A 25,278-nucleotide genomic window follows, 5' to 3' on the forward strand; every position below is an offset into this window, starting at 1 on the left:
CCCCCCTACGCCAACTCCGTACCCGCATGCTCATCCGCCGGCACGGGCCGACACTGCCGTACGACACCGCGTGGGCACTGGTCACCCTGCACAGCACGCCCGACGAGGCCGCACTCGTCCGGGTCTGGGCCCGTGAGAACCCCGGTGGTCCGCCGGGTATCCACTACGACCACTGGCACGAACTCCCCTGGGTAGAACAGCAGCGCCGCCTCGCATGGCTGCAACGCCACAACCGCTCCCCCATCCAACTCCTGGAGCTGGAGGCCGGACTCGTCCTCAGTACCGGCCTTCACGTCCTCGACTGGAGCCGGCCTCCAGAACGCACCCGACCGCACGGCTCGACGCCCGACCACCAACCTGATGCCGGCAGGCAGTCCTGACCCTGTGGTTCACGCCGGCGCCATGCATCGTCGGACTACGTCAGGTTCGGAGGCCGGCCGGGCAGCTGAACCGCTCCGGGTCTGATGGAGGCTCCGGACTGTCCCGAATTCCGGTAGTCGCCCGGGCCGTCGAACGACAGGACGGGAAGTTCTTCGTCCAGGTCGTCCCTCATGGCACAGACCGTGAGTTCGCCGGAGACGGAGTGCGCGGAGATCTCCGCGATGTCCTGCTGCCAGCCGCCGCTGTCGGGTGCGGGTTCGCTCTCGTGGAGGGCGACCGTGACGTCGACGTCGCCGGTGTGGATGCCGCTCATGACTGACGTACCACTTGCCGTTCGCACCGTTGTCGTCGCACCAGGCCGGGGTGGGCCAGGCATCGACGGCGGCCCGCAGGTCGGACGCCGTATCGCTCGGAGCCCATGACAGCACGACATAGGGGTGTCGCTCCCCTCGGCCTGCGCGACGACGTCAGTGCCGGGCGCGGAGTGGTCGGCTGCCCCAGCGACGGTCAGGGAGCTGCTCAGCAGTCCCAGCGAAACGGCGCCGACGGCTAACGCGCTCTTCAGTCTCACGTTGTGCCCCCTGTTTCGGTCAGAACAGCGCGGACGCCCCAGATGGCGTGTCCACGCCGGGTCGGCCCGATCGAAACACAGAAGACTCACAACACCCTCACAGCCCGGCAAGCGTTTTCCGCCACTCTGGACATCGCCCCGGGACCCCGTCCGAAGTCGGCCTGCCGGGTGGCGCCAGCGTCGATGACATTGGGGTACGGCACGCGCCTGACCGTGTCGTACCAACCGGCGGGAGGGGCCCCGGACCGTACGGTCCGGGGCCCCTCCCGCCGGTTGATCAGCCTCTCTGGGTATTAAAGATGATCGTGGAGTGCGGGCGGTGCCCCCGCTGGAACTCCGCGAGCAGGGCGGCGACTTCGTCCTCGCCCTCGATGATCTCCCTCGACCCCGCACTCCCGAACCTCGGCGGCCAGTGCAGCTCCGCCCAGGTTCCGTCAGGGGAGACGTCGACGCGGAGCCCTCGCCGCAGAGCCCGGCGCAGCCAGGGGCTGCGCGGTCTGATGACGGGGGCCGTCGGCGAGCTGGGCTGCGGCTCGATAGCGGGCGCGCTCGTGCTGGTCGCCTTCGCCCACGCGGCCTTCCAGAGCACGTCGCGGCCTGTGTCGCCGAGCCCGTGGACGATCGCGAGCAGCTGCTGCTCGCTCACGGGCTTGGCGATGCGCATGATGATCCGGCGCAGGGTGCTGGTCGACAGAGCGTGGGTGTTGCCGCCCCGCTCCACGATCTCGCGGAGCGAGGGCGCCCCGGCGGCCTCGTAGTCGTACTCGATGGCGCGGCTGAGGTCGCGCCAGTCGCTGACCAAGGAGAGGTGCGGGGGCGGGGGGAGGGTGGGCAGGATGCCGCGCTCCTCGATGCGAACGCGGATGCGCTGGCGCAGCAGGGCCTCGCTGGCGTCGGGGAAGCCGCAGCCCTCGGCGAAGGCTTTGAGAGTCTTCTCTTTGGGCGTGTAGGTGCCGGAGGCGGCGCGCTGGAGGGTGGCGCGGGAGATGCCCTCGCAGCGGTCCTCCAGCTGCTCGAAGGTCAGTCCGGCCTCCTCCAGAAGCTCGCGCAGCATGAGCGCGAGACGTTCCCGGGCGGTGTTGTCGGTGCAGATCGGGTTCTTCGTGCGTCCCATGTCAGCCGCTCCGCTCAGGCGTTCTTGCTGAACATGGCGCGGCCGGCGCGGCCGACCGCGGCGCCCAGGTGACGGCCGCCGGTGATCAGCGCGACGACGCCGGCGCCAATGAGGCCGCAGCCGCCGATCAGCTCGAGGATCTCGGCCGTGGGCATGTCCTTGGTGATACTGAGGACGATGCCGCCCGCCACGGAGACGGTGGGGGGCAGGGTGTGGGCGAGCGTGATGCGGGCGGGTGCTTGCACCGGGGCGACCGGCGTGGGCGGGGAGGCAGCCATGAGGACCGCGGTGACGGCAGTCTCGGGCTCGGAAGCGGGGTGCGGGACGGCGACGACGTCGCGGTTCGTGTTCGACACGAGGAGTCCTTAGTGGTGAGGGAGGGCGCCGCCACCTGCTCGCAACGCCCTCCGCCTACTGGGTGCAACCCGCGACTGCGAGGGGTAGTTGGCGCTACGCCTCCACGGGCAGTTCTCAGGATCCCAGTTCGACCGTGGACTTGCTCACGTCGTATAACCGCCCTAATGAACACAGAAGGAGCAAGACGGACACGATTTGTTCAGAAGCAAACCGGCCACGTCGGCACAGTGTGTGATCTATCGCATTCGATCGGTGACCCAAATCAGGGCACCCTGAGCGCCTCAACCCGCCAAATCCACAGGAACTTGCGCAGGTAACGGATCAGGCGTATGCAGTCACGACCGACCTCATTGGCTCATCTGTGAACCAGATCCCTTTGCGCCGATCACCGACCGCGAGGCACCCTGGAACCGCAACTGAGTCCAAGAGAGGACTCTTGGGGAGTCCTGCCTACTGGGTGCAACCAAAAAACAGGATCCCTGGGACTCAGGGCGCTGCGATACGTGTTGGCGCACGTGACCTCGGAGCGCTGCACCGCCGACACGCGCCCCTACGGGCGCGCACAGTCGGCGGCCGCGGCAGGGGCGGCCCACACCGGGCCCCTTGCCGCGGACCAGACATGATGGCCGTCCCCGCCACAGCCAAACCGCAGCTCCGCAGCCCGCCGTAGTGCGTCCCGGGTGCCCAAAGGGCACCTACTGCTGGATGAGGGCGGCCGCGTTGAGGTCGACGGGGAACGGGGCGTCCATGCGCACGGTCGTCACGGCGAGTGCGGTCGTGCACTCCAATAGCGGCCGCCGACCAGCTCACTGGCGACGAGCCGGGGGGCGGGTCGTACTCCAGCCGCCGGACATGTTCAATCCCGGCATCGGCGTGGAACAGGGATGCGCCGGGTCACCCCGGCGGTGAGGCTCAGGGCCTGCTACTCAAAGTCCAGGTCCAGCGCGCGCGTCAACTGCACGTCGTTGGGATAGCGATGGATCGTCTCGCCCCACATGACGACGAAATGCCACCCGCGCTGAGGTCGTATCCGGTTCTCCGAGCAGCTTGGCCACTGCCCGTGCACCCAAGCCGCTCAGCACGCGCTGTGCGCTGTTGGGGTGGATGCCGAACCGGTCGCTGACCTCGGCGGCCGTGACAGCGGGCCGTGCGCCAAGTAGGACGGCGACGCACGGCACGAGCTCCTTGCGTGGCACGCCGTCGCGGGTGCCAGCCGGGCGGCCGCTCCCCCGGCCGCTGCGCCACCCATGCCGCCCCCGCCGCGCGCGGCCAATGTCCCCCTCCCTCCCCGTGACAGGGTGCACGGCCAGCAGCTGGCCGCGCACCAGGACCGCGTGGGCGGTCAGTTCGGGATCGTGCCGGTAGGACTCCCACAACCTCACGGACACGCACACCGTTGCGGCCGCCTCGCTGGTGTCCAGCAGACCGACGCCGTCGTCGGTGTCCAGGAAGAGGCGGGACCGGCTTCCCTGCCCGCCACGCGTCGACCTGGGCGGTGTCGTAGAGCAGCATCCGCCTGCCCTCGGACCTCACCGGCCTCGGATGCCCCTCGCGCTGGTGCGTGCGGCGATTGCGGTAGGTACCCGGTGAACAGCCCTCCAGCGCCGCGAGATCACCGAGGGTGTACACACTGCAGCCCGCGCGGATCACGCCAGCACCTTCCCTGTCCCCGATAGACTGGCCGCGGATTCCTTCCCTGTGGAGGAATCCGGCCGGCCGATGCCCGCGCCATCCGCGATCGCTGCTGCCGTCTGCGGACCGAGGGCATCGGCCTTTTAGGTGCCGGGATTTCCGGCGGTGCGGGGCTGGCGGTCACCGGGTGGCAGGCCGCGCATCAGACGTGGCATGGCACGGCGGGTGATGGGCGGCGCGCCGTACACGGTGGCGATCGGGACAACGGCGACTGCGAACGTGACGGGCGGACTGGCCCGTCCGGCGCGAGGCGAGCAGGACGCCGCCGATCAGTAGTGCAGGTCGGCGCGTGGGCGGCTGTCCAACGGCTCACGGCCGGGATGCCCACTAACGTGGGGATCGCCCGGTCCATGTACTGCTGCCGTACGCAACAGGTCAGTGTCGGCGGCCGCCACCTTCCCCAGCGTCCCGGTGAGGTCCTCCCGCCAGGAGTCCGGCAGCAGGAGGTCGTACGGGAAGACTGGGGCACCGGGCAGGAGCGACTGGTCGACGTGGGCCGACAATTCCGCTCGGTGGGCGGTCACTCCCCGCCGCTCCCCATGCCAGGGCGTACGCGTCCTCGCTGGCACCGGCAGTTGCGTTGACGAAACCATCTGCGGGGGCAGCAGAGTCGAGGGACTCGAGGGATGCCGTCGTGACCGCGTGCCCGCCTGTCATGGACTGATCGGCTCCCCGGGTCGACGAAGCGTGGGTGGCCACGAAACTGCGTTGGCCGCTGCCCGCCGACCCGGCCGAACGCGAGGCCCTGACCAGCCTCGCGGAGGCCAGCCCCGACACCACGGTCACCTACGAGCAGGTACCGCAGTAGGCCCCGGCACCACACGTGGAGCGGCGGTGTGCCGTCCTGGAATAGGGCGACACGCCGCCGGGGTGCCGGTCGAGCTGGATCACAGGGGTGCGGCAACGGCTCGCCTGCACCCGACCGCGGCATCAGGGCCTGGGCGGCAAGGGAGGCGGGCGGCTCATGTGCCTGGGTCGCCGGGCGGTCGAAGCTCTGAATGTCCGATTCGGCAGCCACGGATGGTCTGCCGGGTTCTCTTTCCTGAAAAAGGAGCAGCACATGAAGCGTACGCGTCTGGTCGTCGCGGGGCTGGCAGTGGTCGCGGCGACGCTGGGGACGGGGGTCTGTGAGGCTGCCGCTGCCGGCGCCCCGGCGCGGGCCGCCGTTTCGTCGGTCGCGCAGGTCCCCTCCGACGTGAAACGGGGTACGTTCTGGACCCGGGGCGGGTGCATCGAGGCTGGGCAGGAGGGGATCGAGCGGGGGCTGTGGTCGCGTTACACCTGCGCGAACGGCCCGCTGTGGTGGACCCTGTACACCGACCGCTGAGCGGTGAGGCGCGGTCTCGGGAGCGTCTGAGCCGTGCGGTGTGAGAGACCGGTCAGGCAGGGATGCCGGCTGTAGCCGCCCTCCAGTGGCTGCGGCCGGTTCCTGCGCCGCCTGTGCTCGGTTCGAGGCCCTGTCCCCCGGCTGTCCCCTGGTTCGTGCCGGGTCTCCTTGAGTGCGGGCCGGGGGTCAGGTTGGTTCCTGCTGGTGTCCCAGTCCGGCGTCGCGGGCGCGGACGATCGCTGCGGCGCGGTCGTGCACCTGAAGTTTGGCGAAGATGGATCCGACGTGGTTGCGGACCGTCTTGTCGGCGAGGAACAGTCGCTGGGCGATCTGCCGATAGCTCAGGCCTGCTGCGAGCAGGTCGAGGATTTCGCGTTCTCTGCCGGTGAGAGTGGGGAACGCCTCTTTGGCGGGAGTGCTGCCGAAGGCGGCGAAGAGGCGGGACAGGCGCCCGGCCATGTGGGGGCTGAAGACCGCGCCGCCCTGGCCGACGGTGTGCAGGGCGCGCAGGATCTCTTCTCTCACGGCACCTTTGAGAAGGTAGCCGCGGGCGCCGGCGCGCATCGCGGCGAGCAGGTTGTCGTCGTCTTCGGACATGGTCATGACGACGACTTTGGTGTCCGGGTGAGTCCCGAGGAGTCGGCGGGTGGTCTCGATGCCGGACAACCCCGGAAGGCCGAGATCCATGACCGTGAGGTCGGGTGTGGTGCGGTCGGCTTCGGTGAGGGCTTGTTCACCACTGTCGGCTTGGGCGACCACGGTGAAGGCGTCGTCGAGGTCGATGGCTGCGGCCAGTCCTTCGCGGAAGAGGGGATGGTCGTCGACGAGGAGCACCCGCAGGACGCGTGTGGCCGGGGCCTGGGCTGTGGCGGGTGTTGCCTGGTCAGTCATCGTCGTCCTTGCGGGAGGGGGTGGGGAGGGTGGCGGTCACGGTGGTGCCGTGGGGGCCGGTGTCGAGGGTGGAGGTGCCGCCGATCTCTTCGGCCCGCTCGGCCACCGAGGCCAGGCCGGTGCCGGGGACGGCCCGGGTGTCCAGACCGGTGCCGTCGTCGACGACGGCGACGGCCAGCGTGGTGGCGGTGGCCTCGAAGACGATCCGCACGTGACGGGCGCCGGAATGCCTCACGGCGTTGGTCACCGCCTCCGCGGCGATGCGGTAGGCGGCCGTCTCCACGGCAGGCCCCAGTGGCGGCAGCGGCAGGGGGACGGCGTCCACGGTGATCTGTACGTCGGCGGTGCTCAGGCGTTGGGCGAGTGTCCGGGTGGCGTCCAGGAGGCCGCGTTCGGCCAGCATGGCGGGCGTCAGTCCGGCGGTGATGCGCCGGACCTCAGCCAGAGCTTCGCCGAGGCCCTCTGCGGCGATGCGCAGATGCTGCGGGTCGGCAGCCGGGCATGCCTGCGCTGCGCCCAGCCGCATCTGCACGGCCGCCAGTTGGGGGCCGAGTCCGTCGTGGATCTCGCGGCGCAGGCGCCGTCGTTCCTCTTCCCGGGCCACGATCAGACGTTCTCGGGCGGCCTGGGCTTCCTGCCCCAGTTGCAGGGCGGCCAGGGCCGGGCCGGCCTGGTCGGCCAGCAGCGACAGCAGGTCGGTGTCGCGTTCGGCCGGTGTGCTTGCGCCGTCGCGTGAGACTTCGAGCCGTCCCACCTGCCGACCGTGGTGCTGGAGGACGAAGACCTGCTTGGGATGCGCCACAGCGGCCCCGAAGGCGGCCAGCAGCCGGGGGCCCGAGCGGGTGTCGGCGCTGACCGTTGCTCCGGACAGGCCCAGGTCCTCCACCACGCTCCGGCAGATCTGTTCGGGGATCTCTTCCGGCCGTGGTGCCTGCCGCAGCCTCACGGCCAGTGCCCTCATCGCCTCGTGCGGCCGGGCCCGGGGGCCGTAGAAGGCTCTCTCCACGGCCAGGGAGGCCCGGTTGAGGACGGGGCGGGCGCCCCATCCCGCCACCAGCGCGGCGGCGACAGCCGCTGGCACGGCGGCGCCCCCGCCGGCTGGCAGGCCCGCCCAGGCCAGGGCGGCGGTGCACACGACGGCCGCCGCCACCGTGGTGGCCACGAACGCGGTGGCCAGGCGGTGCGTGGTGTCCCGCTCCAGGCGCCACACCCCGCCGCGGGCCACGACCAGGCAGACCATGGCGACCCACAGCGCGCCGCCCAGGGCATGGGCGGCCATGGTCCAGCTCTCGTTGCCCCAGCCGGCGTTCACCGCGCTGGTCCAGGAGTGGGGCCACATGTCGATCAGCAGCAGCAGCGCGCACGCCGGGTAGGCCAGGGCCAGAGCCGTCCACACGCGCCGTGACTCCGCGGTGGGCGCCGCCACCAGGCGCCGGGCCAGATCGGCTGTCACCGTCACCGTCACCACCCGGCTCACCCAGACCAGGCCCTGCTGGTTCAGGTCCAGATGCCGACCGGCCCACCGTCCGGCCGGTGTCCCGGCCCAGGGGCTGGCGAACGGGGCTGCGCCCGGTGTGCCCAGAGTCCAGATCGCTCCGTAGACCGCGCAGGCCGCAACCGTTGCTGTCACCAGGAACCGCCACCCTCTGCTGGACGGCAGTCCTGGCAGAAAACACAGAGGGAAGAGCAGCACCGTCAGGGGATGGACCGTGACGGCGACAGCCCCCAACGGGATCATGGCTGCAGCGACCGCTTCCTGCGTGCTGCCGAAGAAGGCGACGAGATCCAGCACCGAGGAGGGAACGAACCAGACTGCTCCGGCGGCCATCAGCATCCTGCCCGCGCGGTGTCCCGAGCGGTCGGCCAGCAACAGCACCGCAACAGCGCAGACCGGCACGCCCACCACCAGACGGGTCAGCTCGGAAATCGCCTGGGGCAGGGCCGCCCACCGGTCCGCGGCGTCAACCACGACCGCCACTTTCACCGCCAGCCCGGTGGCCAGCAGCGCTGCCGCCACACCCGCCACCGGAGGACGTGACCGGGCTGCACACGCCACCGCCTCCTCCGAAGGCGCTGCGCGCCGGCCGGGCACCTCGCGAAGAGAGCGCACCAGCAGAGGCGCTCCTGCCCCGTACCTCCCTGCCGATGCCCACGGCCGGCGTCCGCTGCGGCCGCCCTCCGCTGCCGGAGCGGCGGGAGCAGGCCTGTCGTGCCGACGATCATTCAGGCCCACCAGCAGGTCTCCAGCCGCGTGCAGGTGTTCTTCATCCCGTGGCCCCACCGTCCCGCTCCCGCACCGGCCGCCCGCATGGACGTCCTGACAACGAGCCGCCGTGAAGGTGGTTGCGGCACATCGGCCCACGCCCCTGGACGCGTGATGCCGTCGCCACCCCTATGACCGGAGGGCTAGGGTCACCGGTCGGTCCACAAGGCCCAGGAGACGTGCGACGACACACACGTGAACCGGGACCAGCGTCCGGCAGCCGTCCCCTCCCTGCCAGCCTGCGTACAGGCAGCGTGCGTCCAGAACGAGCCGCGGTGCACACTCGGTTCACCAGATTCCCGTGCCAGCCCACCCGCAAGAGCAACGGGCCGGGGGCCGGCGGCCGCAGCCGGGGACAGACCGGCGAACACCGCCCCGACCAGAACAACCATCACCACGCCGACCCGCCCGGACCCGCGCCTCGGTGCATACCTCATTCGCACTCCTTCACTGTCGTTGTCGTACCTGGGATGCGGAGCGCGCACCCTCAGATCGACCTGCGGTGCCTCTTCCCGACATGAGCATCATCGGCAGCCCCGTATCCCAGGCGAATGAGTCATCCGCCCCGGCTTCTCCCGCCGCGCTGCCGCCCGCCACAGCGGCGCACGGAGGCTGAGGCTGCTCCGTGCCCGGACGCCTGGTGGGGCGGCTTCGGCATCGGAGGATCCCTCGCCGGCCGGTGACCGCCCCAGAGGGCTGCCCGAGGTCAGCTCGGGGTGAGGCCGGTGGTCACGGAGTCCCGCAGGAAGTCGAACCGCAGCTGGGACTGCTCGACAAATACGGTGTCATCGCTGCTGTCATCGGCGCCGGACATGCGCACGAGTGCCATCGGGTCGAAGCCGAGGATCTCCAGGCGTTCCGTGCCGGTCCCCGCAATGCGGCGCCTGAGTGTGCCGTACGAAAAAGGGGTTCCCCGCGCCTCCGTCACCACGCGCCGGGTTGCCGGGCTTTGGGGAGGCGGCCCCGAACCAGGGCGCGGTGTGCGGGGCCGCCGGGCCCTGCCGTCCTGTGGAGCAGGGTGTCAAGACCGTAGATCATCGAGGATTCCTACCCGATTCAGACGCGCTGCGGACGCGCAGGAACCCCCGCAGACGGTGGCCGATGTTCCCTTGCGGCTTGGACGGCAGGCGAGCGCTGAGCTGTTGAAACCGATCCGCAATGTCGCGGACCGACCCCACGGTCGCCTGCGAGCAAGCGCCGCCGTAGAGCCGATCACCTGTGCAGAGTCCCGGACCTCCCTGGTCAGGGACTCTGCTGCTTTTCGCGAAACGGGGCAGGGCGGTGCGCGGCAGGGCCGCTGATGGGTGACCGGGTGCTGATCTTGGCGCCGGAGAGCGATGCCACTCGGGCCGACAGCTGGGCAGCCCACCGCCACTGTGCAGCGGGTCAGATGCCCGGCAGCAAGGGCTTCGGCCTCATGAACAGCCAAGTGCAGCTCCTCTTGCTCCCAGGTCCGAGGAGCCGTAGCGGAGCGCCGGGCGTACACCTCGCGGGCGGGCGTCGTAAGGTCCCCTTGCCCGGCTCGGACAGGACGACCGCGGCCAGCGGTCCCGCGTTTCCTTCGCACGTTGCGCGGGACCGCCTCATCACGACACTCGCCGCTAGACCGGGGCCGGGGAGGGCGAACATCTGCCCGTCCTACGTGAAGGAGCCTGCGGGCAGCAGCCCACCACTGGCCCGCGGCGAAGGGCCCGCTGACGCGGCTTTGGACGCGTGAGGGAATGGACGATCCCCGATACCGTGGCGGTGGTTCATCGTCCATGGGATGAACCGGCCGGGGCTCAGCCCGCCTGGGCCCGTCCTTCGCCCGGCTCCTGACGCGCTGTGCTCTGGCGGCCGTGCTCGGCGCGCGCGGTCTCCAGCAGACGTCGCCAGGAGGTCACCGTCGGCCGGCGCCGCAACAGTGCCCGCCTCTCCCGCTCGGTCGTGCCGCCCCACACACCGTGCTCGATGCGGTGATCGAGCGCGTGAGCGAGGCATTCGGTACGCACCGGGCAGCCGGTGCACAGAGCCTTGGTCTGGTTCTGGGCCGCACCCTCGACGAACAGGTCGTCCGGATCAGCGGTCAGGCAGACCGCCCCCGCACCCCAGCTCTCCCGATCAGCTGTGACCACTCCCGCGCCATCCTCTCCCCCGCTGCGGCACGCCGGCCTCCACTGGGGCAGGCGCCGTGCGCAACGGTACGGCAAGCACACCCGGCATAGGCACCCGTTGTGCCGCGGAAATCCCTTCGGCTGAAGGGGACTTGATGCAAGCTGCGCGTCTCGGAGCATGGCTCAACCGGTGGCCGCGCAGCCGGTATCGCCGACCACGAGGCCTGGCCGGTCGGAATGCTCATGCGTCACCGGATTGCCACGAACAGCTCGGCACGGTCTCGCACAGCGTGCTTGGAAGCCTCCAGCGCCTTCGCCCCATCGCGAGGCGTCGGGCAGCGTGGCCGCGGGGTCGAGAGCGACGTGGCCCTACCAACACGGCCCGCCCCGGCTGGCAATGCCGCTTCTCAAGGCAAACAATGAGTTTCTCAACTCCGTGTCCGAACTACCCCCTGTCGGCGCCGCCGCAGGGACGCGGCCTGTTCACGCGCCTGCCGACGAGGTGACAGGACGCTGCCGGAACTACGGTTTCAGATCACCTCGCCTCGCCCGGCCCCTCCTTCCCCTCAGAACCCTGCCCCCTACGTCCGATCAAGGCGGCGACAACACTTCCGGCCGCCGTGATGAGGGCAGCAACGATGATCTCCACGGGTTCCCCCTGCCCGCTGGTGTCCGGCGCAGATTCGCGCCGTAGGCAGCAGGATCCAGCTCTGGAGAGGCCCCCGCAACGTCGACGATCGGCCATTACCGCAGGTCAGAGTGCTTTTTGGAGTAGCTGTGGAAGTATTTTCAGAATGCGCCCAAACCGTTTTTGGTAACGCCGCAGGTCCAGCTTCGTGACCCTGGCGGCCACTCTGTTGGTCAGCCTGTCCGAAAAAGCGCTGTGTCAATGATGGGATCCAGCAGGCGGCTTGGTGGAGGGTGCCGCGGAGGGTCGTGGCGGTCCATGGCTCAGTGGGAGCACGGTGGCCGTTCCCAGGGCAGCGGCCCGGGGTCGGGATGCGGGCAGCCGCGACAGCGCTGAGGATCACCAGGAGCAGGCCGGCATACGGCCTCGTCTCTCGTGCGTGGCGGTCGGGCATCGGTGGGTGCGGCTGCGGCCCTCAAGGGGGATGCGGTCGGACGTCACCGATTCCAGCTCTCCTCCAATCCCCTGGACATGTTCAGTGGGCCAACCACCCGCTCGCCTGCGCGTGGTGCAACAGCAACATGAAGAGAGAGCTGTATCCGCTGGCCGCGGATAGGTCATGCCTGCTGATCGACCCGACCGCAGAAGACCCTTCCCAGCACCTTTTCCTGATGCTCAACAGCTGCCAGTACGGCTCCGACACGGACAAGGGCAAAGCAACTATCGCCGTGTTCGGTCTCAACCGGCCCGACCTAGTCCAAGGCCGCCAGGACTCCTTCCAGACCGCCTGCGTCATCATGGAAGGCTGGCACCGCCGCCGCCAGGACAGCGACCCGTCCGCAGACCGGGTGGCCCAGGCTCCGCTCGACTCTTTCTTCGTCGACGTCGTCTACACCATCACCGTCTCGCCCCAGGCATCGCCGAGACCGTAATGGAGCAGCGGACACTGCCTGCTCTGGCCCGTGGACGGAGCCGTTCTCACACCGTAAAGAAGCCGCCTGCCGCGCCCATGTCGCTGCGGGAAGTTCCACGATCGCCGCTTCGGGGGCGGCCGGGAGAGCTTGTGTCGGAAGGAATGACCCGTGCCAGCCGGCGGTGCAGGCGGTCGGCTTCGTTGCGTGTCTGGGCGAGGATGTCGCCGCGTTCGGCGACGAGGCGGCTGTAGATCGGGGTTTCCGCGAACACGGCGGACTCTGCCTTCATTCTGGGCACCCTACGGTGCGGGACTGACAGCGCGGAACCGGACAGAATGCCCCTTACCCCAGCGGGAGCCAGTCGGGCACGGGCAAAAGCTGTGATCTGGGCTGCCCGCCCTCGGTGCCGGGGTGGCCGGCGGCGCACCGGGCGATGTCGTCGGCTTCGGTGAGCTGGGGATGTGGCGTGGAGAGGCGCGCGTGAGGTCGAGCCGGGTCGTGTCGTTCCGTATCGATGTCTGCGGAAGCGCCCGCCGGGTGAATAGCGGTCTCCTCAGGGATAGGGCCCAGCGCCAATCGTGTGCGGGCGGCCTCGGTCTTCCGTGCCTGCTGCCGTCCGGGCGCAGCCTGGCCGCGGCGAGCCCGGTGGTCTCCCGCCGCGCGGGCGCGTAGGGGGTCGTTGTCGTCCTGCTGCCGTCGGCCCCGGCGATGGGCATACCTCTCATTGCCGGTCGCTTGGGTCGCTCGGTTGCTGCCCGCACCTGAGCACGGCCGCCGCACGCGAAGCCTGCCTCGGCCATCCCCTGTCCACCGGCCCGGTCCAGGCGAAGCGTGCGAGGGCCGGACCGGGTCTCGAACTGCCGTCTTTCTGCCCTGCGGGCCGGGCCGGCCTGCCGGGCCCGGGGCGGGCTATGTCCCCTGCCACTGCGGGCTCCCGTGGCAGTGCGAGGGGCCTCCCGCACGGCGTGCAGCAGGGTCGGGGCTGGCGGCTTCAGCGGCCACCGCAATCGGAGGCAAGGGCTGTCTGTGGATCAGACTGGGCAAGCAGCCGTCCGAACCACGGTGGCTTGGGGCAGCCGGCTGGCCAGCTCGGTCGTGTCCCCCCGGTAGTGCAGCGTACGCATCCCCAGGCGCGCTGCGGCTTCGACGTTGTCGGCTCGGTCGTCGACGAACAGCGTCCGGCCGGGAGTGGGCCATCCAGCCGCCGCCAGGCCGGCTTGGAACGCTCGGGTCTCGGGCTTGTTCACTCCGATCCTCGCCGAGTACACCGTGCGGGACATCAGGGTGGCGCACCACTCGATGCCGTCGAGGGCGGAGGCCAGCGGGAGCGGGGCGTTGGACAAAAGTGTCATGGGGACGCCGGCTGCGTGTGCGCGGTGCAGGACCTTGAGGACCGCTGGGTCGGTGCGGGTCCACATCCGGGTGTCGGCCCGGGGCAGGGCGGCCAGGAGTTCGCTGCCGGGGCCCGCTTCTCGTGTGCCGCGCACGAGGTCCTGCCAGAACGCGCGGTCGCTGAGTTCGCCGGCGTCGTAGGCGGCACGTCTGCCCCAGAAGGCCCGCATGAAGATCTCAAGCTGTGCGGCGGGCCATCCGGCCAGGGCCGCGAGACGCGCCCACATGTCGGGGGTCGGCTGCAGGCCGATGACTCCGTTGTAGTCCCATATCACCGCCTCCAGTTCGTCGACGGGCAGGTGCCGGGATGCGGTGGTGGGTGTGTGGGCCATCAGGACTCCAGTGCTCGGCGGGCGGTGGCTGCGACGACGGCAGCCAGGGCGACGGGAAGAACGAGGGCGGTGGGAAGCGTGAGGATCGAAGCGAGCGCGCCGATCGCGGCGGGGCCGGCCAGCAGGCCGATGTAGCCGGTCGCCGCGACGGTTCCCACGGCTCGCGGGCCGCCGCGTCCGGCGGCGGTGATCAGGGAGGGGACGGCCGTGGACAGGCCCAGGCCGAGGGCCATCCACCCGGCCAGAGCCGCGGGAGCGGAGTCTGTGATCAGCGATGCGCCCAGCCCGGCGGACGCGAGGAGGGCGCCTGCGCGTACGACGGTGATCGCGCCGTAGCGTGCGGTGAGCCGGTCGCCGAGGAGGCGGCCTGCGGCCATGGCGGCGCTGTAGAGGGCGTAGGCGGATGCTGCCGCGCTTTCCGACGCGCCCAGATGGCGCAGGTGGACGGCGGCCCAGTCTGTGGCTGCTCCTTCTGCGAGCAGGCAGGCCGCGGCGAGCGATCCCAGCAGCCACATGGTCGTGCGGCCAAGTCCCGTGGCTCTGGGGGAGTTACTGGCGTGCTCTGCGCTGGAGTGGCTCTGATCGAGCGCTTGGATGTGCTTCGTCTTCGGTCCCGCTGCTGCGGCCGTGAGGGCGAGTCCCGCTCCGACGGCGGCGAAGACGGCCTGGTGGGACACCCACGTGGTGACCGCGGCAAGGCCGGCACCGGTCAACGCGCCCAGGCTGTACGCGGCGTGGAGCCCGGAAATGATGCTGCGGCCGTACCCGTGCTGGCACTGCACTGCTGCGGCGTTGACGCCGACGTCGAGGAGCCCGTGTGACAGTCCGAAGGCCACAGCGACGGCGCTGAGGCTCGTCAGGGTTCGGCATTGTCCCAGGGCTGCGAGGGACAGCCCGAAGACCATGGCGGGCCCCGTGAGCAGGCGGGCGGGGCCGTGCCGTTGAGACAGGCGGCCGCCGATCTGCAGGCCGGCAACCATGCCGGCCGCTGCGGCTAGCAGCACCACCGCCAGCTGGCCGGGGCCGAGGTGGGCCGCTGCCTGGACGGCAGGCATCCGCGCCCCCCATACCGCCATGACCACACCCAGCCCGGCGAAGAAACCGGTGAGCAGGCGCCGGGCGGCCCGCGGTCGTGCCGCAGCGTCGGCCGCGGCCGTCGGGGTCATCGTCCTGCCGTCGTCGCGGGTGTGGCGGAGCGGGGAATCCGCTCTGGGCGCGGTCGTGGGGGTGTCGGGTGTCATGGTGACCTTCACTCGCCAGGGGATGTCTGGTCTTTGGGCCGTGGCCGGACCGCTGGAGGGCGCAGGCGGGCAAGGGGCCGGGGGAAACGGCCATCAGCGTTGTCACCGGTGCGGTGCTCCAGCAATGCCGGTCGGGCCGGGGCCTCTCGCCCTCCCGCCCGGCGGGCTACTCGGTGCTCAACGGGCCCATAAGACGGGCGTCTTGCGGGTGCTCTCCCAGATGGCACGCTCGCGGGCCACCTGGGGGCGCTGGTGGCGCAAGGCGGGAAGCCGGGTTACAGGATCAGGATCTGGGCGTCCTGGGGTGCGGTGCGCTGGAGGGTGAAGTACTCCTCGGATGAGCCGACCAGCACCGGGACGGTGCTCAGGGCGCTGTTCCAGTCGATCGTGTGGGGCAGGGGGCGCACCACGGCGGTGACCTCGGACGGTGTGCGGCCGGGGGTGACCACGAAGCCGCCGGCCATCCAGTCGGCGCTCGCCGTCTCGATGTGGCAGACCACTCCGGTGTGCTGGTGGCCCCAGTGGCGGGCTGCCTCCAGCAGCCGTCCCAGAGGAGCGGCGGGCCGTCCGTCCGGGCGCGGGATGTAGGGGGTCGAGGCGCGGGCGGCCTCGGTGAGGGCGCCGTCGGTGGCGGCCAGCATCCGCAGGTGATCCGCCTCGGCACGCACGTCCTGGCCGCGGGCCCAGCAGGTGAAGCGGCGGCCCGGCAGCTCGGCCTGGACGGTGGCGTGGACCAGGCGACGGGTCAGCAGGCCTTCCAGCAGGACAGGCACAGAGACCGGCTGGGGCGGCGCCCAGGTGCGGTGGACGCCGTGGTCCCAGGCCGGTCCGCAGGGGCACGCCTCGCGTGTCAGCGCCTGTACGGCGGCGGGTGCGGTCCATGGGGCGCCGGGGTGGGCGGGGGGCACAACACGTGCCGCGGGAACCGTCGTCAGCCACGGCGGATCGTGCGCGTCCGGGGTGAACCACACGATGTTCAGGCCGCGTTGGTGCACGTGCGCGGTCCGTTCTCGGATCTCCTGGCCGCGGGCCGGGAGCGGGGGGATCTGCAGGACGGTGCGCACCCCGTCCGGGGAGGTCACCAGGATGTCAGCGGCCCAGTTCGTCCCGGGCAGGGGGGCGTCGGACTCGGCTCGGTGTCCGGTGCTGCGGGCGGCGTCGGCAAGGGTTGCGGCCAGGGCGCGGTGAAGGTGCGCGGGGGCGGGGGCAGTCATCGAGATCGTCTCCGGTCAGTGGGCGCCGGTGAGTGTGGGGCGAAGCCGAGGAGCGGGCGCTGCCCTGAAGCCGGCAGGTGCGCGGCAGCCTGCCTGTGGGACTCGTCGGCGCGGAGGAATTGGTGCTGCAGCCTCCCCGGACCGGGGCGAGCCCGGTCGCGGTGGCCGCTTTCCCGAGGCGCAGACGTCGGGCGGGAGAAGGGCGCGCTGGCATGATGCGGGGCTCCTTGGTCCAAAAACGGTTCGCTCCAACTCTGATCACGCGGGTTCGGCCTGCGACCATGCCCGCCGCTCGGGTGCTTTGCGCTCCCGTCCAGCGGGAAGAAGGATCTGCACAGGGCCCGCCGGGCGGGCCCGCTGCCGCCTGCCTCCCATGGCCGTGTTGTCCTTCGGCACCGCGCACGCCCCGTCCGCCGCCGAGGACCAGCACGTGCGCGGAAGGGGGCCGGGCCGGTCCGCAGCGGCTGGGCGCACCGTGGGGCGGGACGCAGAACGCAAGGGTGTTGCGTGGGGCGGGAGCGGTGCACAAAGTTCGCGGCGGGCGCCCCTTTCTCCGCGCCGGCGACGGCACGCTGTGCCCTTCGAGCAGCAGACGCAGGAGGCGGCATGGCGGACGATCCCAGCTACTTCGTGGCCACCACTGGCCCGGACGGCCAGAGCACGGAGTACGTCAGCAGCCACCCTGTGGACGCTGCCCTCTACATCCTGCGGGCCGACCGACAAGGGCTTGCCCACCGGGTCTTCGCGATGGACGAGACGCGGGCCCGCGAGGTGTCGCTGGCGGAGCTCGCCGCCCCCGGGGCCGCCCCTGGCTTCCTGGTGGCCGAGATGTGGCACAACGCCCGGGTGTCCTGGCTGCGCCATCACCTGCGGATCCCGGCCGACGCTCACCCTCCCCGGGGTCCTGACTGGGAGGGGGCCGCGGCCCGGTGGGCGGCAGCCTTCCGTGCCCCGCTTCCGGAGGGGATCGAGGAGGCGGTTGTCCTGCCCGAACCCGCGGGCAGGGGGTGGGAGCTGCTGCATGAGCGGGTCGACGAGCTGCTGGAGCTGCTGGAGCACGAGAGCCAGTGGCGTGATCCGGGGCGCGCTTTCTACCCCGAGTGGTCCGCTCGCGACTATCAGCAGGCCTGGCGGCAGGTGAAAGCACACGCGGACAGCGCGCCCGCCCTGGAGACAACGGCGGACTTCTTCCTGACGATGGCGCTGGAGCGGGACCGGCGGGCCGCGGCCGTCGAAGGGTTTCTCGGTTTCGGGCATCCCGGGCTTGAGCAGTGGGCTCGGGCCGCCTACCGGTACGGGGACAAGGACGAGGACGAGCTGATCGGCCGTGATGGGGCGGACGGCGGTTTCCGGGACAGCCGTGAGGAAGCCGCCCGGCTGTATGCCGCCTTCACCGCGGGCGGCGCTGCGCTGACCGATGAGGAGCGGGCCTGGGCTGCCCGCTGGCCGCGCAAGCGGGATCTTGGCGTGAGGCGTGATGGGGAACCCGAACCCGAGGGCGCCGAGCGCGAGCTCTGGCAGCACATCAGGGCCCGACGGGCCGCGTCCGAGGAGCGGCAGACGGCCCAGAACGCCGCCTTCGCGTTCCTCGCCGCTCACCATGAGGAGATCATCGCGCGGGCACCGGCAAGCACGGGCGAGGCCGTGGTGGGGCAGGCTCGCCGGCTGGTGCGGGCCGCATTCCCCAGTGAGCAGCAGGCGCGGCTGGAGGCGGCACGGCAGTTGAGCGTGCTCGACGCGGTACTCGATGTGCCGGACGCACTGGATCGGGCCTCCTTCCTGAGTCTGCAGGAGCGGCAGGAGATGGAGAGGTGGATGGCGTTGGGCCGGGCCGAGGAGGCTTTGCGGGCTCTGACGTGGAACGAGCCCGTGCCGTCCGACGAGCCTGCGACGGTGCCGGCCTTGGCGCCTGTGCTGCTGCGCATCGGGCCCGAGGGCGGACCGTACCGGGTGACCGCGGATCCCCGGCAGGCCCTGTCGGCCTGGACACAGCAGCACCGGCCCGGTCCGGACACGTTGTTCCCCGCGAACCCGGTCCGTATCAAGGAGAGCGAAGGAGGCGGGGGGTGGCAGGAGCGCACGGCGCGCAGCCTGGTCGAGCAGGTCCGCGCGGCCATATCGGACCCCCATGAGCACTGGAAGGTGGACCGCGAACTGGCGCAGTGGCTGCTGGCCGACGCACCCGAGGGCCTGCACCCGGAGGAGATGGGGGCGCGCTGGATCCGGTACCTGTCCGAAGTACCGCCCCGGGGGCCGGTCCTCGCCTGGGTGAGCCGCTTGGCTGAGGAGGCCGACACGCTGGCCCGCATCCAGCGGGGCGCCGCCGAGGAGCAGACAGCCCTCGGCTGGGCAGGCGACTTCTCCGGCCGGCGGCCTGCCGTCTACCGCCCGGAGACCGAACTCGAGGAGGCAGCCCGGCTGGCGGAAGCAGACGATGCCGACATCGAGGAGGTCTACCTCGGGCCGGCGGCCGACGACCTGGGAGCGCGCCCGGCATCTGCACCACGGGCCATCATCCTGGCCTCGGCCACGGTCGGCAACACCCATTACACGCATGCGGAGTTCACCCAGCCGCCGCGACAGGCTGTGGTGGTCTACTCCGCCAGCGGCTTCCCCGCCCCCTACCGGCTCACCGACAGCCAGCCCGTCGACACGAGCGTGCTGTTCGAGCGGCTGACTTCGGCACAAGGGCGAGCACTGGCGGCCGCCGAGGGAACCGGTACGGCGCAGCGGGCCGCACTGGCGGCGGCCGGGCAGGCGTGGAGCGCGGCACGGCAGGCCGAGGAGCGATCCGATCTGCAGCGGGAACTGTATGAGCTGGCTGAGCAGGTGCGCAGCGGTGAACTGGATGCAGACGAGTACGCGCAGCAGGCCGGAGGGGTGTGGGACGGGTTGTTCCCGCTTCTGGAGGGGCGGGGCCCGCTCGAGGCGGGCGGGGCGCGCCGGTGGTACGCGGTCCGGGTCGCCGATGACGACACCGCATGGAGCATGCTGACCGCCGATCCGCTCGAGGCCGTGGCGCAGTGGGCACAGCACGACCGGCCGATGCAGCGGTACGTGATCCTCACCGGGACCGCGGGCTCAGCCGAGAGCACCGGGCTACCGGTCGGCAGGGTGCTCTCACGGGCCCTTGGCGAGGTGGAAGCCGTCCAGGAGAAGCGGCTCGGTCAGGTGCTGGCCGACTGGCTGGGCGAGGCGCAGCGTGATGCTGCCGCCCACAGGGGGCCCGGGCATGACCCGGTGGCCTGGCGTCAGGCAGGAGCGGCGTGGGCGCTTCGTGTTGATCACGAACTGCTGTCACTGGTGACCGATCACCTGGACACACCCGCCTGGGAGGCGGTGGAGACAGGCGACGTGGAGACGAGAGCCGCTGTGCGGGCCGCCCGGGCAGCGAACGCAGGCAGTCACGCCACGTCGGAACACCAGATGCGCCGCCACTGGAGCGTGCTCGCCGGCGCGTGCGTGAACACGGAGGAGGCCCGGCCCTATGCCCGGGCTGCGCTCGACCGGCTCGTCAGCCTCGATCCGGCAGCCCCCAAGCCGGCCCCCGGGGACCAGGTGGGGCAGTACGGCGCGTGGCTGTGGTACCTCTCCCGGGAGCTGGAACGGGGCGGCCTCATGGATGTCTTCAGCCAGGTCGCCAGCCCCGCTGCGGGGCAGGTGGAGCTCCCCTCCGCACTCGACGCCCTGCCGAAACAGCTACTCGCACAGCCCGGTGCCGCCCGCCAGCTCCTGCACGCCGCGGAGCGAGCCGTCGGCTATCACGTCCTGGAACCTCTGTACGACCACTACCCCACGGGGGTCAGGCAAGAGCGAGCTGCTGCTACGCGCGAGGCTTGTCAGGCGTTCTTCCTGGAGTCCGTGGCGGAGGCCGCGCGGGGGCAGGCGGCATCACGAGTTCACGACCTGCAGGCCCGGCCCCAAGCGGTAACCGGCGCCGGGGTGCCGCTGGCGGCGCGGCCCCGGCGGGGCCTCGATGCCGCCCAGCAGGCCGCAGTGCGTGCGCCCTCCCCGCCCCAGTCACCCACGGTCCGCTGATCGAGCCCGGCCCGGGGGGGCGGGTTCCGCATACAGGACCGAGAAATCCGTCCCTGTGTGTCCCTGCCTGCCACTCTCCCTCATCGACAAAATACTCTTGACCAGCGCATATCATCCTATAGAGATAGTGGTGGCGAGGGGCAGAAGCCCGGTTGTGCCCCTGTGGTCATGCCGACCGAGCATGCCCTCGCGCCGGGCAGTGGCGGCGCGCGGACCGCCGCCGGACGTGCTCTGGACTACTGCCGGCTTGCGGGGCCGTGACGGCAGACTCCGTCACGGGCGCGGCACGGCGGTGCCGGGCGTCTGCGCCACCTGCTGGTGGTGCTGGGGGTGGCCGGATTGTTCTGCGGCTGCCGGCAGCACGCTGGTCTGCGGCGTCGCGGCGGCCAGGTCTTCCTGCCGTGCAGCGGATTCGGCCATGGCCGCCAGGGCTGTCGTGCGCAGGCGTTCGGGCCGGCTCGCGCCGGATGTCCGGGCGGACAGGCGGGTCAGGACGGCCTCTGCCTGGCGCAGAGCCTCCTGCTCGCGCATCGCTGCAGACGGTGTCGTATGGCCGGCGTGGTGGCGCAGGAAGGCCAGCGCCTGGTCGGCGGAGCCGAAGACCGCTTCGATCCGTTCCCGCCGCGGCACGGCGTGGTCGGGCCGGGCGGAGATGTCGGCCAGCTGCCGGCGCAGCCATACCGCGCGGGCCTGCCCCTCCCGGCGTGCGCGGTCCTGTTCCAGGTCCCCGTCGCGCCAGTTCCACCCGTCACCGTCGTGGTGGAGTTCAATGTGTGCGTCTCGCGTGAGGGCGGCCGGGTCCACCGGTACCCGGCGGCGGCCCGTGAGAGCGGCGGTGACCTCGACCGGCTGCTGCGGAGTGTCGTGCTGCAGGAACTCCAGCCACGCCACAGCGGCGTTCGGGCATTCCTGCTCGAACGCCGGATTCGCTTCCCGGGCGGGCGAGGACAGGGTGTAGCGCAGGGGGGTGCGGGCCTCCAGGTGGCCGCTGCGGACCTGCCCGGCGAGATGGCCGGCTTCGGCTCCCCATTGGGCGTCGTGGATAGCCTGTGCCTGCTGAAGCAGCGAGGGAAAGAGCTCTGCAGGGCTGCGGAAGCGGTCGTGCAGCAGGGCAGCCAGCTCGCCCGCGAGCCCGGTCTGTTGCGGCCACGCGGGCTCAATGGTGTCGGCCGGCTGCAGAAGGAGCCGGCCGGGCAGTCCCTGCGTGTCGAGGATCAGCGCCAGGCCGGCCAGGAGCGCGGCGGCCGTCTGAGGTGCATCGGCCCCATGAGGCAGGCCGGTCTGCTCCACGAGCTTCTTCAGCACCTCGTCCAGCGCCTCGGCCCGGCTCTTGCCGTACTCCTCCTGCCAGAACTCGTACTGATCACGGGCGAGGAGCGCGAGCCGCAGGCGGAAGAGCATCACCGGCGAGTAGCGGCTCTCCTCCCGCGTGGCCTGGTCGACCGGGTCGAGGTAGTGCTCATCAACCCGGTGGGCGGCTTCCTTCCACGTCATGTGTGCCTGATCGAACCAGGCAGCGCGGACGCAGTCCCACTCCCCTGTCGGTCCGCTCTCCTCAAGGACGTCCGCCCACAGGGCGCTGTGGCCGAGCGGCCTGTGGCTGCCGTCGGCCTGCATCTGAGTCATCTGCACCGGGCTGTCGGGGCGATCGCGGGTAAGGAAGACACCGAGCGCCGCTGCGGCAGTGGGCAGATCGAGCTCCTCGGCCGCCGGCCTGCCGGGAGAGGGCGACGTGGCGGGTGCGACGGTGTAGCTCAGGCCGGTGTCAGGGGGAACAGATCCCTGGGCGGCCTGCTGTTTCCAGTGGGACTCGGCGTCGTGCCATTCCTCGGTGTAGACCGACAGCGCCTTGTCGGCTGCCGCACGCAGGGAGACCTTGTGTGCTGCGGCGAAGGAGACGAGCTCGGCGGCGAGGTGCCTCGCCGGCCCGTCGAGTTCACCGAAGGGGTGCCGGCTCCACCGGATACGCAGCTCGCGCAGCATCTCGTGGCCGCCATGCCCGTGGAGGTCCTCCCACAGCGCCAGATCGGCCAGCAGATCGCTCAGCACCACCGCGGCATGGTCGCGGCGCACCCCGCCGGCTCGGGTGCGGCCCTCGGCATCGAGGCCGGGGTAGCGGCGCACCGCCCGGTTCGCGGCCTCGAAATCCTTCATCCGGGAACGGGCTTGCACGAACGTGCTGACCGCCGCGTCGGCACGCTCGATCTTGCCTGTGAGGTCGGGGGGAGGGCGCACGCCAGAGCTCCTTGGGCAGACGGTGCCGTGGAGCGTTGCTGGCGCCGGTGACCCGTTGCAAGAGGCCTCGAGGTCTATGCCTGCCGTAGCCCGGCACGCGGGCTACGGATGCGCTGGGCTCCCGCCCGGCCGGCTTCTGCCGGTCTGCCGGGCCCACCGGGCAGGGCGTACGGCCCAGGGCTCACAACGCGGTGCGCCCGCCCGGGATCGTGACACCGGGCGGGCACAGGGGGACGGGCCAGGGGGGCCGGCGGCCGTTACGGCCGGGCGTCGAGTTCGGGCTCCGGACGGAACGGGCGCTCCGCGAGAGGCACCGGGCGCTCGGACGGGAACGCCGGACGCTCGGACGTCAGGGCCGGACGGACGGACTTGCACGGGCGGGTCATGAGGACTCCTGGTGGGTTCAGCGGTGCGGCGGGCTGGTACGGGATCGATCTCAGCAGCGGCCCGGGCTGCTGCCAAGGCGGTCTGGCGGCCTGGCCGTCTCACTCCCGCCCGGCGGGCAGCCCAGGTGCTGAGAGGGTCGGCAGGCGGGCCGGGGCGGACGGTCGCGGCCCGCCGGGTCATCGCCGGACGAGGCGAGGGCGTCGGTGCTCCCGCAGCACAACTAGGCGACGGGCGACCTGTCGTGGCAGTCCTTGCCGTCGCGGTACCAGTTCAGCCGGAGGAAGCCGTCACCCAGCACCCTGGCGCTGCTGGCGTTTCAGCCGGCTGGTAGAACCGCCCGTACTTCGGCCCTGCTCGATCTGCCGTCTCACGGCGGCATGGCAGGACCGGACCGGTGCCCGGCCGGTGGATGCGGAGCCGGCCTTGCAGCGATGCCGACAGTGTGGTCAGCCGGCCAGTGCGTACAGGCCGTCGCTGCGGACCCAGCCGCGGGTCCCCTTCGCCAGCCCCGACCTGGAACGGGCCCTCAGCTCGGTGTACTCCCAGCTCCCGCGGCTGCACAGGAGGGTGAGGCGGTCGCCGTTGTAGAGGTAGCCGCGGGAGGTGTAGCCCGTGCTCGGACCGGTGCGCAGGTTCCAGCCGTTGTTCTTCACCTTGCCGGCAGCGTTGCTCCAGTTGATGGTGCACCGCTTGTTCTCGCCGACGGCATGCGCGGCCGGTGCGGTGGCCACGGTCAGGGTGGCGGCGGCCGCCATCGCCAGGATGGCGGGGGAGAGGGCGCAGGCCGTGATGCGACGGATCATGGGGATGCCTTTCGCAGGGCGTCGCGTGGGAAATGACAGGGCCCGCAGGCAGGCTGGGTGACGGGGCTGGCACCGCCTGGGGCCGGGTCGGTGCGCTGGCAGAGGCGGCCTGGTCTGGCCGGGACGGTGTGGCGCGAGGGTGCTGACAGCACCTGCGGGCCTGTATGCGGTGCGTGGCCGGGCCGCGGCGGTCAGTCGAGCTGCAGGGGCACGCAGTCGTAGGCGTACTTCTTGGCGACCCAGCCGGTGGTGTTCTTGGCCAGGCCGGTCCTGGACTTCTGGCCGAGCCGGAGCTTGATCCAGGAACCCTTGGTGGCGATCTTCTTGCCCCAGTCGCCCTTGTAGAGCAGGCCCTTGGAGGCGTAGCTGGTCGACGGCCCCGTCCTGAAGTTCACGCCGCTGGTGTTGATCTTGTAGTAGACGCGCGGTTTGCAGGGCATCTGGGCCGCGCGGGCGGTCGGGGCGGTGGTCACGGCCAGACCGGCAGTCACCGACAGGGCGAGCACGGCCGTGGCGGCCATGCGGGCGGGAGCGCGAAGCTGCATGAGGTTCCCTTCATCGAGGCTGGGTGGGCGCGCTGTGCCGGCCGGCGTCACGGGAACGGGCGCCGGCCGGCGTCAACGGCCAGGGCGGGGTACAGCCTGGGAGGGGCAGCGGGGGCGCCGTGGCCGTGTGCCCGGCAGGCGGGCGCACGGATTGCCGGTTCCCGTCCGGCGCCCCGGATTCCGCCGGGCCGCTCCCGCCGGGCGGGTGCTCAGGCACCTGGCTCTGGGGATCAACGGAAGGTGGATTGCCGGTGAGATCGATCATGGTGGCGGCTGAGCGGGCGGTCTGGCGCCGATGTTCCTCGCAGGGACCTCCGCGTAATGGAAGACGTCGAACTTGACGCTCAGTCAGTTGCAATGAACCCTAACGGTCATGACGGCCTATCAGTTTGATGGGCACCGGTTCGACTCCCTGATCGTGCTGGATGAGTCCGACACCGGGTCCATCGTCGCCGTGGGCTTGGCAGGCAGTTGCAGCTGCGGATGGCGCGGTGCCGACCCCCTTCCCGGGATGGAGGGGAAGGGCGGCTACCGCGGCGGGGCGGCCCATCCGCTCACGGACAAGGAGGGCGGGGCCGAGCAGGCTGCAGAGAACGAGTGGCTGGAAGAGCATGTCGCCGACACCGCCGTCCCGGCCGTCCTCGCCGAGCAGATCCGTTCCGTCGGCGAACAGCTCGACACCCTGATCCGGGAAGACAAACCGATGGCCGCCCTGGCTGCGATCCGCCTGTCGGGCGGCTACTTCGCCCGCCAGACACGCGACGCGGCCCTGCGCGCCAGCTTCCTAGCCCATTCCTGGTCACAGAGCTTCTTCGATGTGGCCACCGACCGGGTGACGGTCCGTGAGGCGCAACGAGCGA

Annotated in this window: 17 protein-coding genes and 1 pseudogene; 5 read left to right on the plus strand and 13 right to left on the minus strand. The window is 71.2% G+C overall.

The window, feature by feature from the left end; genetic code table 11:
- Nucleotides 1-26 precede the first annotated feature (26 nt).
- Complete coding sequence (locus IE275_RS43590; RefSeq protein ID WP_189718259.1) at nt 27-380, plus strand: hypothetical protein; 354 nt, start codon at nt 27-29, stop codon at nt 378-380.
- A 35-nt stretch (nt 381-415) separates the two neighbouring features.
- Here the strand turns inward: IE275_RS43590 and IE275_RS43595 are convergent, their stop codons facing one another.
- The 3 genes from IE275_RS43595 to IE275_RS43605 form a co-directional block, all read right to left on the minus strand.
- The gene (locus IE275_RS43595; protein WP_189718260.1) at nt 416-694 is read right to left on the minus strand and encodes a hypothetical protein; all 279 of its coding nucleotides are present in this window, start codon (nt 692-694) and stop codon (nt 416-418) included.
- Between the two features lie 535 nt (nt 695-1,229).
- The gene (locus tag IE275_RS43600) at nt 1,230-2,066 is read right to left on the minus strand and encodes a helix-turn-helix domain-containing protein (RefSeq protein ID WP_189718261.1); all 837 of its coding nucleotides are present in this window, start codon (nt 2,064-2,066) and stop codon (nt 1,230-1,232) included.
- 14 nt (nt 2,067-2,080) lie between these two features.
- On the minus strand, nt 2,081-2,422 hold the full coding sequence (locus tag IE275_RS43605) for a hypothetical protein (protein ID WP_189718262.1): 342 nt from the start codon (nt 2,420-2,422) through the stop codon (nt 2,081-2,083).
- A 2,753-nt stretch (nt 2,423-5,175) separates the two neighbouring features.
- Here IE275_RS43605 and IE275_RS43610 point away from each other — a divergent pair.
- The gene (locus tag IE275_RS43610; RefSeq protein WP_189718263.1) at nt 5,176-5,442 is read left to right on the plus strand and encodes a hypothetical protein; all 267 of its coding nucleotides are present in this window, start codon (nt 5,176-5,178) and stop codon (nt 5,440-5,442) included.
- A gap of 186 nt (nt 5,443-5,628) precedes the next feature.
- Here the strand turns inward: IE275_RS43610 and IE275_RS43615 are convergent, their stop codons facing one another.
- The 3 genes from IE275_RS43615 to IE275_RS43625 form a co-directional block, all read right to left on the minus strand.
- Nucleotides 5,629-6,333, minus strand: coding sequence for a response regulator (locus IE275_RS43615; RefSeq protein ID WP_189718264.1), 705 nt, complete (start codon nt 6,331-6,333; stop codon nt 5,629-5,631).
- Complete coding sequence (locus IE275_RS43620) at nt 6,326-8,350, minus strand: sensor histidine kinase (RefSeq protein ID WP_229871283.1); 2,025 nt, start codon at nt 8,348-8,350, stop codon at nt 6,326-6,328. The genes IE275_RS43615 and IE275_RS43620 overlap by 8 nt, the downstream gene beginning before the upstream one ends.
- Before the next feature lie 2,027 nt (nt 8,351-10,377).
- On the minus strand, nt 10,378-10,710 hold the full coding sequence (locus tag IE275_RS43625; protein ID WP_189718266.1) for a WhiB family transcriptional regulator: 333 nt from the start codon (nt 10,708-10,710) through the stop codon (nt 10,378-10,380).
- A gap of 1,188 nt (nt 10,711-11,898) precedes the next feature.
- On the opposite strand from IE275_RS43625, the gene IE275_RS43630 reads away from it, so the two are divergent.
- Entirely contained in the window at nt 11,899-12,249 is a 351-nt protein-coding gene (locus tag IE275_RS43630) for a hypothetical protein (RefSeq protein WP_189718267.1), read from the plus strand.
- 46 nt (nt 12,250-12,295) lie between these two features.
- Here IE275_RS43630 and IE275_RS43635 read toward each other — a convergent pair whose 3' ends face one another.
- The 4 genes from IE275_RS43635 to IE275_RS43650 form a co-directional block, all read right to left on the minus strand.
- Entirely contained in the window at nt 12,296-12,520 is a 225-nt protein-coding gene (locus tag IE275_RS43635) for a hypothetical protein (RefSeq protein ID WP_189718277.1), read from the minus strand.
- A gap of 742 nt (nt 12,521-13,262) precedes the next feature.
- Nucleotides 13,263-13,955 (minus strand): HAD family hydrolase, encoded by a 693-nt coding sequence (locus IE275_RS43640; RefSeq protein ID WP_189718268.1) that lies wholly within the window; start codon nt 13,953-13,955, stop codon nt 13,263-13,265.
- Nucleotides 13,955-15,121, minus strand: a complete 1,167-nt coding sequence (locus IE275_RS43645) for an MFS transporter (RefSeq protein ID WP_189718276.1) — start codon at nt 15,119-15,121, stop codon at nt 13,955-13,957. The genes IE275_RS43640 and IE275_RS43645 overlap by 1 nt, the downstream gene beginning before the upstream one ends.
- 350 nt (nt 15,122-15,471) lie before the next feature.
- The gene (locus IE275_RS43650) at nt 15,472-16,410 is read right to left on the minus strand and encodes a competence protein CoiA family protein (RefSeq protein ID WP_189718269.1); all 939 of its coding nucleotides are present in this window, start codon (nt 16,408-16,410) and stop codon (nt 15,472-15,474) included.
- Nucleotides 16,411-17,016: 606 nt separating this feature from the next.
- Between IE275_RS43650 and IE275_RS43655 the strand changes: the two genes are divergently transcribed.
- Nucleotides 17,017-20,448, plus strand: a complete 3,432-nt coding sequence (locus IE275_RS43655; RefSeq protein WP_189718270.1) for a hypothetical protein — start codon at nt 17,017-17,019, stop codon at nt 20,446-20,448.
- A 273-nt stretch (nt 20,449-20,721) separates the two neighbouring features.
- On the opposite strand, the gene IE275_RS43660 is transcribed toward IE275_RS43655, so the two are convergent.
- From IE275_RS43660 to IE275_RS43670, 3 genes are all read right to left on the minus strand, one after another.
- Nucleotides 20,722-22,683: a hypothetical protein gene (locus IE275_RS43660; protein WP_189718271.1), complete on the minus strand. Its 1,962-nt coding sequence runs from the start codon at nt 22,681-22,683 to the stop codon at nt 20,722-20,724.
- A gap of 833 nt (nt 22,684-23,516) precedes the next feature.
- A complete protein-coding gene (locus IE275_RS43665) occupies nt 23,517-23,873 on the minus strand; it encodes an SH3 domain-containing protein (protein WP_189718272.1) in 357 nt (118 codons plus the stop codon).
- A 191-nt stretch (nt 23,874-24,064) separates the two neighbouring features.
- The gene (locus tag IE275_RS43670; protein ID WP_189718273.1) at nt 24,065-24,418 is read right to left on the minus strand and encodes an SH3 domain-containing protein; all 354 of its coding nucleotides are present in this window, start codon (nt 24,416-24,418) and stop codon (nt 24,065-24,067) included.
- 373 nt (nt 24,419-24,791) lie between these two features.
- Between IE275_RS43670 and IE275_RS43675 the strand changes: the two are divergent.
- Nucleotides 24,792-25,278 (plus strand): annotated as a pseudogene (locus tag IE275_RS43675) (hypothetical protein); the annotation flags it as partial.

Source organism: Streptomyces phaeofaciens (genome assembly GCF_014648915.1).
Lineage (GTDB): Bacteria > Actinomycetota > Actinomycetes > Streptomycetales > Streptomycetaceae > Streptomyces > Streptomyces phaeofaciens.